Genomic DNA, 11,896 nt, shown 5'->3' with positions numbered 1-11,896 from the left:
CAACGCGTCCGCCATGGACGGCTATGCCGTGCGGGCCGAGGACGTCGCGTCCGTGCCCGCAAGACTTTCGGTGATCGGCATGGCGCCGGCCGGGCGCGGCTTTGCCGGAACAGTCGGCCCGGCGCAGGCCGTGCGCATCTTCACCGGCGCGCCGCTTCCTGCAGGCGCCGACACCATCGTCATCCAGGAGAATGCCAGGGATCTCGGCGGCGGCAGCGTCGAAGTGACCGCGTCGACGGTTGAAGGCCGCAACATCCGCCGCCTCGGGCTCGATTTCTCGAAGGGCGACGTCCTGCTGGAGAAAGGCCGCCCGCTTGATCCGGCGGCATTGTCGCTGGCGGCGTCGGCCAACCACCCGCAGGTCAGCGTGGTGAAACGGCCGCTGGTCGCCATCATCGCCACCGGCGACGAATTGCTGCCGCCGGGCAGCGGCCTTGGCCCCGACCAGATCATCTCGTCCAATGCCTATGGCGTCGCCGCCGCGGCCCGCTCGGTCGGCGCAAGCGCGCTCGATCTCGGCATCGCCCCCGACCGCAAGGAGGCGATCGCCACGCTGGTGAAACAGGCGGTCGACGCAGACGCCGACGTCATCGTCACGCTGGGCGGCGCCTCGGTCGGCGACCATGATCTGGTCCATGACGTGCTGACCGGCGAAGGCATGACGCTCGATTTCTGGAAAATCGCCATGCGGCCGGGCAAGCCGCTGATGTTCGGGCGGCTGGGCGACATCCGCTGCATCGGCCTGCCTGGCAATCCGGTGGCGAGCCTGGTCTGCACGCAGCTCTTTCTGAAGCCGCTGCTTGCGCGGCTCGGCGGCCGGGCCTTCCGGCAGGACATGCGTCAGGCGCGGCTCGGCGCCGCCATGCCAGCCAACGATCTTAGGCAGGACTATGTACGCGCGGTGGTGAAGGAAGAAGAAGCCGGCACGCCACTGGCGACCCCGTTCGGCATCCAGGATTCCTCGATGCTCAAAATGCTGGCCGACGCCAACGGGCTGATCGTGCGCGAGCCATTCGCTCCCCCAGCCGCGACGGGCGCCGCGTGCAGCGTGCTGATGCTACGCTGAACAAAACGTCAACACATTCATTAAACTTTAAACGGTTGCGGAACACAACTGGAACAGATAGTGTTTGTTCTGGGTTTGTTTTTCTGATTCTGTTGGGGGTCGCGATGCTGACACGCAAACAACATGAACTGCTGATGTTCATCCACGAGCGGCTGAAGGAAAGCGGCATTCCGCCCTCGTTCGACGAGATGAAGGAAGCGCTCGACCTCGCCTCCAAGTCGGGGATCCATCGGCTGATCACGGCGCTGGAGGAGCGCGGTTTCATTCGCCGCCTGCCCAACCGGGCCCGCGCGCTGGAGGTGCTGCGCCTGCCCGATTCGATCGCGCCCGGCCTCAATGCGGCGCGCAAATTCTCGCCAAGCGTCATTCAGGGCAGCCTTGGGCAGGGCAGCCTCGGACGACAAATCAAACCGGCGCCTTCGCGCCTGCCCGCGGCCGGCAATGACGACGACGTCGTTGCCACCATCTCCATACCGGTGATGGGCCGCATCGCTGCCGGTGTGCCGATCGACGCCATCCAGCACCAGACGCATTCGATCTCGGTACCACCGGACATGATCACCGGCGGCACGCACTACGCGCTGGAGGTCAAGGGTGATTCGATGATCGAGGCCGGCATTTTCGACGGCGACACGGTTATCATCCGCAACGCCGACACCGCCCAGCCTGGCGAGATCATCGTCGCCTTGGTCGACGAGGAGGAAGCGACGCTGAAGCGGTTCCGCCGCAAGGGCGCCTCGATCGCACTGGAAGCCGCCAATCCGGCCTATGAGACGCGCATCTTCGGGCCGGACCGGGTCAAGGTGCAAGGCAAGCTCGTCGGACTGATCCGGCGTTACTGAGCGGCAGGCTTCTTGGGTTTCTCGGCCCTGCGGTATTGCGGCAAGCCCCTCGCCTCGCGCGAAAATCTCCGCTGCTCGTGCCAAGGCCTATATGGCTGTCTGACGGCAAAACGGATTTCTGCGCGCGTCGTCGCTGATAGCGGATCGAAGAAGACGGCGGCACTGCCCATGCGAGCGAGCTGCCGTTTGGTGACGACGAGAACCAGCGGATTGCGGCAGGGATTATAATAGGCTGTGGCATCGTCGATGACGATCAAATCCGCATAGGCACAGGCTGGCCGTGCGGTTTTGCGGTCGTCGGCGAGTGCGATGATCGCGCCGGACGGGTGTCGGGCGAGGCACAGGCCGGCAGTGCAGTAAAAGGGCGCTCCCGGCGGCAGGTCGGCCGGGTCGGCGATGTCGAACCGCACGTCTCCTTTTTCGAATTTTTCCGGCTCGACAATGGTCGCTGAAACCAGCGCATGTTTCCAGTTGTCGGTGGTGAATTCGTTCGAACGCACCCGGTTGACGGCAAGTTCGCCGCCGCCGATCGGCAGCGCCACCAGATGCGCATCTTCCGAAATCAGCACATCGGGGGTGCGCGTGTCGGAAATCGTCAGCAGGCCGGCGAGCGCAAAGGGAAGTGCCGCAAGCCGCAACCATGTCGTCGCCATCGTGGCGATGACCAGGGCGACCGTCACCAGCAGAACCGACTGCAACGAGATCAGCCCGACTGCATCGACCGGCGACCGCTCGGAAATCCATCCCGATATTGCGATCATGGCCGTCAGTCCCTTGCCCATCATGTAGAGGAAAGGTCCGTCGAAGCCGAAAGGCATTGCCAGAGCGCTGAGGACAGCCTGGAACATGACGACCGTGACGATTGGCATGACCGCCAGATTGGCGAACAGGCTAAGCGGCGATACGCGCTGGAAGTGCCAGATGGCGAAGAGCGCGGTGGCGCTGCCGGCAATGATGGAGGTCATTGCGATGGTACCTGTCCCAGCGGCGAGTTTTCGCGTGACGAAAGCGACCGGCGACCGTCGCTGTGGCGGCGCCGTGGCCCTGTCGGTACGATAGTCGGACCAGCCGGCATAGGCGCCCACGAGAGCAGCAGTCGCGGCGAAGGACATCTGGAAGCTTGGGCCGACCACCTCGTGCGGCGACACGACGATGACGGCGATGGCAGAAACCGTCAGATTGCGCATGGTAAGTGCCGCTCGGTCGAACAGCACGGCGACAAGCATTACCGCCAGCATGATGAAGCTGCGTTCAGCCGCGACCACGATACCGGAAAAAATGAGATAGGCAGCGATGGAAAGGAGTGCGGCAGCAGCCGCATATTTTTTGACCGGCCGGCGTGACGAAAAATCGGGAAACAGCGCAAAGGCGCCGCGCAGCAATCCCATGATCGTGCCGGCGACAAGCGCCATGTGCAGGCCGGAAATCGAGATGATGTGGTAGATGCCGGTGCGCCGCATCGATTCGTTTATCTCTTCGGGAATGCCGGCACGCACGCCGACCATCAGTGCGGCGGCAATCTCCCCCTCGGCGCCACCAATGCTGTCCCTGATATGGTCGGCAATGTTTTCGCGCGCCTTTTCGATCGAGGAAGAAAGGCGCGCGGCGAGCGGCGCATCCTCGGAAACGACGATCTTCGGATTGCCGAGGAAAAAGCCACTGGCACCGATACCGGCGAAATAGCTGTCAAAGGAGAAGTCATAACTGTCCGGCCTAACCGGGCCAGTCGGAGGCAAAAGCCTCACATAACCGGTTGCCACCGAGCCTGCAGTCATCTCAGCGGGAATTTTGCGTGCCGAAACCCTGACACGTCCCGGTGCATAACGCAGTGTCGGCCGGGCGGTCGACATCACGTCGATGGTCAGCCTGATCCGGCCGTTCGCCATCTGATCGAGCCTAACGACACGGCCGGTGAGCTGGGTCTGGATTTCCGAACCGAGCATCTGCGTTCCCGCGCGCCAGGTTTCAACCTTGGCGGCGAGAACACCGAATGCGCACAGCAACGCTGCCATGAAGCACAGATGCGTCTTGCGCCATGAGCGGGTGACAGCCGCACACAATGCCGTGAGGACCGCGACGGCAATGGGCTGCGGAAAGTCCGGTTCGACGGCAAGCGAAAAATAGACGATCACCCCGCACGCCAGAAAAACCGGCACCAGCAGGAAGGCGACGCCGCGGTCGAGTTCCAGGCCGGCTGCCGAGGCCACGCTGTTGCGGATACCGGATGGTGAAAGATGGCTGAGCTGTCGGCGGAAACGAATGACAGGCCCGGGTTGTGGAGCCGGTATTGGCGCGGAGCGGTCCGGCGAAAGAGGCTGGGTGGCCGGGTGCGATGCAGGCAGCGAAGCGGGCAGCGGCTCGGCGTGAGGAACGTCGGCAAACAGCGATCGTTCGCTGACGCTTGTGATCGCGCCCTCGCTCTCGTCCACGCCCCGGCCTGGTCCAGCCATCGGGTCTGCCCCTTGCGCCCTTGACCTCCTATGCTACATGAACGCGCGACGCGCGAAAGTCCGCGCAACCACATCCGTTTCCTGCGCTTGCCTGAGAGTTCCATGTCCGACAAGGTCGTCACCCGTTTTGCCCCCTCGCCCACCGGCTTCCTGCATATTGGCGGGGCGCGCACGGCGCTGTTCAACTGGCTGTATGCGAAACACACTGGCGGCAAGATGCTGCTGCGCATCGAGGACACCGATCGTGAGCGTTCGACCGATGCGGCAACCGCTGCCATTCTCGATGGGCTCGCCTGGCTCGGCCTCACCTGGGACGGCGAGCCGGTATCGCAGTTCGAGCGCGCGCCGCGCCACCGCGCGGTCGCCGAGGAGCTGGTGCGGCTCGGCAAAGCCTATTACTGCTATGCGACGCCGGCCGAGCTGGAGGCGATGCGCGAGAGCGCGCGTGCCAAGGGGCTGCCTCCTCGGTATGACGGCCGCTGGCGCGACCGCGACCCGTCGGAGGCGCCGGCCGGCGCCAAGGGCGCGATCCGCATCAAGGCGCCGGCCGGCGGCGAGACGGTGGTGCATGACCGCGTGCAGGGCGAAGTCCGCTTCCCCAACAAGGATCTCGACGATTTCATCATCCTGCGCTCGGACGGCAATCCGACCTATATGCATGCCGTCGTCGTCGACGACCATGACATGGGCATCACCCACATCATCCGCGGCGACGACCATCTGACCAATGCCGCCCGCCAGATGGTGATCTATCAAGCCATGAACTGGGACGTGCCGTCGATGTCGCATATCCCGCTGATCCATGGCGCCGACGGTGCCAAGCTGTCGAAGCGGCACGGTGCCCTAGGCGTCGAAGCCTATCGTGCCATGGGCTACCTGCCTGAGGCACTGCTCAACTACCTGGCGCGGCTCGGCTGGAGCCACGGCGACGACGAGGTCATGTCGATCGCCGACATGATTGCCTGGTTCGACATCGGCGACGTCAACAAGGGGGCCGCCCGCTTCGACTTCGCCAAGCTCGAGGCGCTGAACGGCGTGCATATGCGCCGCATGAAGAACGCCGAATTGCTCGATATCTTCATCGCCACTTTGCCCTATCTGGAAGGCGGCCCGGCGATCGCAGGGCGCCTCGACGACACGCGCAAGGCGCAGTTGCTCGCCGCCCTGCCCGGCTTAAAGGAGCGGGCCAAGACACTGGTCGAGCTGGCCGACGGTGCCGCCTTCCTGTTTGCCGAGCGGCCGCTGCGGATCGACGAGAAGGCGGCGGCGCTGCTCGGCGATGATGCGCGCGAGATCCTGCGGGGTGCTCATGCGGCGCTGAAGGCGATTTCAGGCGACTGGACGGCCGAAGCAGCGGAGGCTGCGATCCGGGAATATGCGGTGGCCGGCGGCCATAAGCTCGGCGCTGTGGCCCAACCATTGCGCGCCGCGCTCACCGGCAAAAGCACCTCGCCGGGCGTGTTCGACGTGCTTGCCGTGCTTGGCCGCGAGGAAAGCCTGGCGCGCGTCGCGGATCAAATCGATTAGCAAAACTGGCCCAAGAAGATTGGCATTGAAAGGTGGGTTTCGCAGTGCAACATTAGATCTTGGCCCAATTTGGCACGCAAATCCAATTGCGGGCGCAAACGCGCGAACTCCGGTGCTTTCGACGTGTTGCGTTGCAGATATTTCGCCTTTGCCGGCACTGAGAAAACCTAAAGGAGTTTGCAATGTCCGAAGCTGCGACAAAAATGGAATTTGGCGGCAAAACCCACGCGTCGACTGCGAAACTTGAATTCGGCGGCAAAACTCACGAACTCAAGGTGCGAAGCGGCTCGGTCGGACCGGACGTCATCGATATCGGCTCGCTTTACAGCACCACCGGGGCGTTCACTTATGATCCCGGCTTCACTTCGACGGCAAGCTGCGAGTCGGAAATCACCTTCATCGATGGCGATGCCGGCATCCTTTTGCATCGCGGCTATCCGATCGACCAGTTGGCCGAGCATGGCGACTTCCTCGAAGTCTGCTATCTCTTGCTCTACGGCGAATTGCCGACCAAGGCGCAGAAGGACGATTTCGACTACCGAGTGACGCGCCACACCATGGTGCACGAGCAGATGTCGCGCTTCTTCACCGGCTTTCGCCGCGACGCGCACCCGATGGCGGTGATGTGCGGCGTGGTCGGCGCGCTGTCAGCCTTCTATCACGATTCCACCGACATCTCGGACCCCTACCAGCGCATGGTCGCGTCGATGCGGCTGATCGCCAAGATGCCGACGATCGCGGCGATGGCTTATAAGTACCACATCGGCCAGCCCTTCATTTACCCGAAAAACGAGCTGAATTTCGCGGCCAACTTCCTGCATATGTGCTTTGCCGTGCCGTGTGAGGAATACAAGATCAATCCGGTGCTGGCGCGTGCGATGGAGCGCATCTTCATCCTGCATGCCGATCACGAGCAGAACGCCTCGACCTCGACCGTTCGCCTCGCCGGCTCGTCGGGCGCCAACCCGTTTGCCTGCATCGCCGCCGGCATCGCCTGCCTGTGGGGACCGGCTCATGGCGGCGCCAACGAGGCGGCCTTGAACATGCTGGGCGAGATCGGCCATGTCGACCACATCCCGGAATTCATCGCCCGCGCCAAGGACAAGAACGATCCGTTCCGGTTGATGGGCTTCGGCCACCGCGTCTACAAGAACTACGATCCGCGCGCCAAGATCATGCAGAAGACCGCACATGAGGTTTTGGGCGAACTCGGCATCAAGGATGATCCGCTGCTCGACATCGCCATGGAACTGGAAAAGATCGCGCTGACCGACTCCTATTTCATCGAGAAGAAGCTTTATCCGAACGTCGATTTCTATTCCGGCATCACGCTGAAGGCGCTGGGCTTCCCCACCACCATGTTCACCGTGCTGTTCGCGGTCGCCCGTACCGTCGGCTGGATCGCGCAGTGGAAAGAGATGATCGAGGATCCGCACCAGAAGATCGGTCGCCCGCGCCAGCTCTATACAGGTGCGCCGGAACGCGACTACGTGCCGATTGCTAAACGGTGAAATAGAAGAAGTGGTAGTGAGTAGTAATAGGAATTCCAGACGCCGAGCGGTGCTCTGCTATCTTCACTACTCACTACTCACCCTTTGATGTATCTCATCACGACCCCCGCAGCGATATCGCCGGAAGGTTTGTCAACGGCCATGCGTCTGGCCACCTCGGCAAAACCGTCCTTCTGCCATGCGCGATAGGGGGTGTCGGAAAAAAGCGCCTCCAACTGCCGCGCCAGATAGTGCGGCCGCACATATTCGTTGTAGCTTTCCGGCACGATCGGGCGATCGGCGATGAGATTGGGCAAGGCGGCGCTCCATACGGTGATCAGGCGCTGGGCAATCCGCATGACCGGATCGAGCCGGTAGCAGGAGATCATCGGCACGCCCGACAGCGCCAGTTCCAGCGACACCGTTCCCGATGCGATCAGCGCTGCATCGGCCTTGCCGAAGGCCTGCCATTTGCGTTCGGTCTCAAGGATGATCTCCGGCTTCTCGTCCCAGCTTGCCACCGAAGCCCTGACCAGGTCGGCGACATGCGGCACCGTCGGCAACAGCAGGCGCAAGCGGTGTCCGCGTGCGCGTAGGATCGAGATCGTCTTGCCGAACGGGCCAACCAGCCGTCGCACCTCACCGCGACGCGAGCCGGGCAGCACAAGCAGTGTCTTCACACGATCCTCGGACAGGTCGCGCGGCAGGCTTTGCGCCTTGGCAGCGCCGAGCACGCCCGGATCGTGCGTAAGGCGATGGCCGACATAGGTCCCGGGCGGACCGCCGAGGCGGGCGAGCTCCTTCACCTCGAAAGGCAGGATGCAGAGGATATGATCGACATACGGTTTCATCGCCAGCGCCCTGCCCGGCCGCCACGCCCAGACGCTCGGGCAGACATAGTGGACGATCGGGATTGCCGGATCGGCGGCACGCACCTTCTTCGCCACGCGCAGCGAAAAATCCGGGCTGTCGATGGTGATGAGGCAGTCGGGCTTTTCACCGGCGACCGCATCGGCCGTCTGGCTGATCCGTCGCATCAGGCGCGGCAGGTCGCGCAGGATGGCGCTCAGGCCCATCAGCGCGATCTCGCCGCCGTCGAAGAGCGGCGTGAGGCCGAGCGCCTGCAAATGCCGGCCACCGATGCCGACAAGCCGGACCTCGCGGCCGGTCGCGCGCTTGAGCGACGCTACGATGTCGGCGCCAAGCAGGTCGCCGGATTCCTCGCCGGCGACGATGGCGATCTTCAGCGGTTTCTCAGTCGCCATGCATCGGCTCCGCAGCAGGCAGGCCGATCACGAACAGGCCGAGCGCATTGGCGCGGGCAACGACCGTAGGGCCTTCCAGAACCAGCGAGCGGCCGGCTTCGACGGCAATGCCGGCAAGTCCGGCGGCATGCGCCGCCTCGATCGTCTGCGGGCCGATGGAGGGCAGATCGGCGCGCAATTCCTGGCCGGGCTTTGCGCATTTGACCAGGACGCCGCGCGTTCTGCCGGCCAGCCTGCCATGGCCGCGCAACTGCCTTGTTCGTTCGAGCAATCCGTCAGTGCCCTCGACGCCTTCCAGCGCGATGGCGCGGCCGCCGATCGCAACAGCCGCCTGGCCGATATCCAGCGCGCCGATGGCCTTTGCCGCCGCATGCGCCGCTTCGATGTCGCGCCAGTCGGATTTCCGCGGCATAGCCTTGGTCAGCGCGCCTTCGGCCGCGACCAGTTCCGGCACGATCTCATGGGCGCCGACCACCTTGACGCCACGCGCCTCCAGGGCCCGCGTCAAAACCTTCAGCAGGCCGTCGTCGCCGCGGGCAAGCGCCATGACCACCGAAGGAACGACGGCAAGCAAGCCAAGGCTCGGGCGCATGTCGATCAATCGAGGCCGGCGCCTGATCTCGCCGGCAAGAACCAGATGGCTGATCCGTCGGCGCTTCAGCAACGAAGCGAGTGAACCGATATCTTCCAGAGCGAGATTCTCACGCTCGTAGCCGCTGAGCTCGGACTTGCGGTCGGCTTCGCCTTCGATCAGGATAATGACGGGCGGATAGCCTTGTGCGGCCAGGCTGATCGCAACTTCGACCGGCAGACTGCCGCCGCCGGCAATGATGCCGACCTTGGCGTCTGGCGCGAGATCAAGGCCCGTCCGGGTGGCCTCAATCTTTGTCATCTGCATCGTCGCCGTCGCCAGCCTTGAGCGATGGGACGGCATAGTGCCGCTTGCCGCGACTGGCGATGAAATCGATAATTTTCATGGCGGTCGGTGACGAGGCGAATTCCGCCTTGGCGAACTCGACGTTCTCGCCGACGGTTCGGGAGCGATCGAAGATCGTCCTGTAGGCCTTGCGCAGCGTATGGATCTCGGAGCGCGGCAGGCCCGCGCGCTTCAGGCCGATGATGTTGAGGCCGCGAAGGCTGGCGCGATTGCCGACGGCGATGGCGTAGGGAATGACATCCCCGACGATTGCCGAGCAACCGCCGAGAAAGGCGTTGTCGCCGACGCGGACAAACTGATGAACGGCGGTGAGGCCACCGATATAGACGTTGTCGCCGATCTCGCAATGGCCGCCCAGCGTCGCCTGATTGGCGAAGGTGGCATTCTTGCCGACGATGCAGTCATGGGCGATGTGGGCGTAGGCAAGGAAGTTGCCGTTGTCGCCAATCGTCGTCTCGCCGCGGCTGGAATCGGTGCCGAGGTGCATGGTCACGCCTTCGCGGATCGTGCAGTTCTCGCCGATGACCAGCGTGGTGCGGCCGCCCTTGTGCTTGGTGTTCTGCGGCGGCGCGCCCAGTGTCGCCATCGGATACACTTTGGTCGACGCACCGATGATGGTCGCGCCCTTCACCGAGACGTGGCTGACCAGTTCGACGCGGTCGCCGATCACCGCGTCGGCGCTGATGTGGCAGAATGGCCCGACGCGGACGCCTTCACCGATTTTTGCGCCGGCCTCGATGACCGACGATGGATGGATGACTGTCTGGATTTTCATAAGCATTCGATCGTCAGTCGCTCGTAATCATCATCGCCGAGATCTCGGCTTCCGCGGCCTTGACGCCGTCGACCAGAGCCTCGCAGGCGAATTTGAGAAGGTTGCCGCGTTTCTTGATTTTCTTCACATGGATCTTCAACTGGTCGCCGGGAACGACCGGTTTACGGAATTTGGCATTGTCGATGGTCAGGAAATAGACCAGCGACGGTTTTTCGGTGCCAAGGCTGCGGATGCAGATGGCGCCGGCCGTCTGCGCCATCGCCTCGACGATCAGCACGCCCGGCATGACCGGCTGATCCGGGAAATGACCCTGGAAATGCGGCTCGTTTATGGTCACGTTCTTGATGCCGATAGCGGACTCGTCGCCATCAATGTCGATGATGCGGTCGATCATCAGGAACGGATAGCGATGCGGCAGGAGCTTCATCAGCCCCAATATGTCGACCGCCTCGAGCGTCGTCGCCGCCACCATTTCAGCTCTTTCCTCCGTCGCCGGATTTGCGCGCCCTGGCCAGTCTTCTCAGAGCCGCGATCTCCCGCATGGCTTCCGCCATCGGCTGCGCTGGGTATCCACCCCAAATCTCGCCCGCGGGGACGTTGCTCATGAACCCGCTTCTTGCAGCAAGCTTGGCTCCTGTTCCTATGGTCAGGTGATCTGCAAGGCCGACACCGCCACCCATGGTGACGTTGTCGCCCACCGTTACGGAACCGGAAATACCCGAAAGGCCGGCGATTATGCAGTTGCGGCCGATACGGACGTTATGAGCGATCTGCACCAGATTGTCGATCTTGGTGCCTTGACCGATGATCGTGTCGGACATGGCGCCACGATCGACCGTGGTGTTCGAGCCGATCTCGACGTCGTCCTGGATAATGACCCGGCCGATTTGCGGGACGCGCTCCGGGCCCTTGGCGCCGGCCACGAAGCCAAAACCGTCCTGGCCGATGCGGGCGCCGCCATGAATGATGACGCGGTTGCCGATAAGCGCGTACTGGATGCTGGCGCCTGGACCGACATAGCCGTCGCGGCCGAACTGGCAGGAGGGACCGATGACGGCATGAGGAGCAATGACGGTTCCGCTGCCGATAGAAGCGCGGGGGCCGATGATCGCGCCGGCCTCGACGATCGCGCCGGCCTCGACATGCGCCGATGGATCGACATGGGCATGCGGCGAGATACCGGTTTCGCCGGTCATCGGCGCCGGTGTCGCAGCCGCCGGAAAAAGAAGGCGTCCGACCATCGCGAAAGCCTGTTGCGGGCGCGGATGGACCAGAACCGCGATGCCCGCCGGCGCTTTCCCGGCAAATTCGGCGGGACAGAGAACCGCCGCTGCCCGCAGCGATTGCATCAGCGCGAAGTTGCGCCTGCCATCGACGAAGACAAGAGCGTGCTCGCCGCCTTCGCTTGCCGGCGCCAAGGCTTCGATCGATATGTCGGAGAGGTCGGAATCAACAAGCACCGAGCCGGTCAGATTCGCGACTTCGCCAGCCGTATACCGGCGTGATGGCGCGAAGAACACCGGATCGGTCATTCCAGAAGCTAT

Annotated in this window: 10 protein-coding genes; 4 read left to right on the top strand and 6 right to left on the bottom strand. The window is 63.5% G+C overall.

Going from position 1 to position 11,896, the window contains the following annotated elements:
* A partial coding sequence (gene glp, locus EOA78_RS09520; protein ID WP_164783689.1) for a gephyrin-like molybdotransferase Glp occupies window positions 1-1,066 on the top strand: 1,066 nt, incomplete at its 5' end.
* A gap of 104 nt (window positions 1,067-1,170) precedes the next feature.
* Entirely contained in the window at window positions 1,171-1,908 is a 738-nt protein-coding gene (gene lexA, locus EOA78_RS09515; RefSeq protein WP_065009592.1) for a transcriptional repressor LexA, read from the top strand.
* On the opposite strand, the gene EOA78_RS09510 is transcribed toward lexA, so the two are convergent.
* Complete coding sequence (locus EOA78_RS09510; RefSeq protein WP_127314939.1) at window positions 1,902-4,358, bottom strand: ComEC/Rec2 family competence protein; 2,457 nt, start codon at window positions 4,356-4,358, stop codon at window positions 1,902-1,904. The two genes, lexA and EOA78_RS09510, sit on opposite strands and share 7 nt — an antisense overlap.
* A gap of 102 nt (window positions 4,359-4,460) precedes the next feature.
* On the opposite strand from EOA78_RS09510, the gene gltX reads away from it, so the two are divergent.
* Together gltX and gltA are read left to right on the top strand one after the other, a co-directional pair.
* Window positions 4,461-5,885 carry a glutamate--tRNA ligase gene (gltX, locus tag EOA78_RS09505; RefSeq protein ID WP_127314938.1) on the top strand — a complete coding sequence of 475 codons (1,425 nt, stop codon included), beginning with the start codon at window positions 4,461-4,463 and terminating at the stop codon, window positions 5,883-5,885.
* 182 nt (window positions 5,886-6,067) lie between these two features.
* Window positions 6,068-7,396 carry a citrate synthase gene (gene gltA / locus EOA78_RS09500; RefSeq protein WP_065009590.1) on the top strand — a complete coding sequence of 443 codons (1,329 nt, stop codon included), beginning with the start codon at window positions 6,068-6,070 and terminating at the stop codon, window positions 7,394-7,396.
* A gap of 77 nt (window positions 7,397-7,473) precedes the next feature.
* Here the strand turns inward: gltA and lpxB are convergent, their stop codons facing one another.
* From lpxB to lpxD, 5 genes are read right to left on the bottom strand one after another with little or no spacing between them, the layout of a single operon-like run.
* On the bottom strand, window positions 7,474-8,640 hold the full coding sequence (lpxB, locus tag EOA78_RS09495; protein ID WP_127314937.1) for a lipid-A-disaccharide synthase: 1,167 nt from the start codon (window positions 8,638-8,640) through the stop codon (window positions 7,474-7,476).
* Entirely contained in the window at window positions 8,630-9,532 is a 903-nt protein-coding gene (gene lpxI, locus EOA78_RS09490) for a UDP-2,3-diacylglucosamine diphosphatase LpxI (protein WP_164783688.1), read from the bottom strand. Before lpxI ends, lpxB begins: the two co-directional genes overlap by 11 nt.
* On the bottom strand, window positions 9,519-10,352 hold the full coding sequence (gene lpxA, locus EOA78_RS09485) for an acyl-ACP--UDP-N-acetylglucosamine O-acyltransferase (RefSeq protein ID WP_127314935.1): 834 nt from the start codon (window positions 10,350-10,352) through the stop codon (window positions 9,519-9,521). Before lpxA ends, lpxI begins: the two co-directional genes overlap by 14 nt.
* A gap of 13 nt (window positions 10,353-10,365) precedes the next feature.
* A complete protein-coding gene (gene fabZ, locus EOA78_RS09480; protein WP_127314934.1) occupies window positions 10,366-10,824 on the bottom strand; it encodes a 3-hydroxyacyl-ACP dehydratase FabZ in 459 nt (152 codons plus the stop codon).
* A 1-nt stretch (window position 10,825) separates the two neighbouring features.
* On the bottom strand, window positions 10,826-11,884 hold the full coding sequence (gene lpxD, locus EOA78_RS09475) for a UDP-3-O-(3-hydroxymyristoyl)glucosamine N-acyltransferase (protein ID WP_127314933.1): 1,059 nt from the start codon (window positions 11,882-11,884) through the stop codon (window positions 10,826-10,828).
* Between the last annotated feature and the right edge of the window lie 12 nt (window positions 11,885-11,896).

It is taken from the genome of Mesorhizobium sp. M5C.F.Cr.IN.023.01.1.1 (assembly GCF_003997585.1).
Lineage (GTDB): Bacteria > Pseudomonadota > Alphaproteobacteria > Rhizobiales > Rhizobiaceae > Mesorhizobium > Mesorhizobium wenxiniae.
This window is presented reverse-complemented; position numbering and strand designations above follow the sequence as displayed.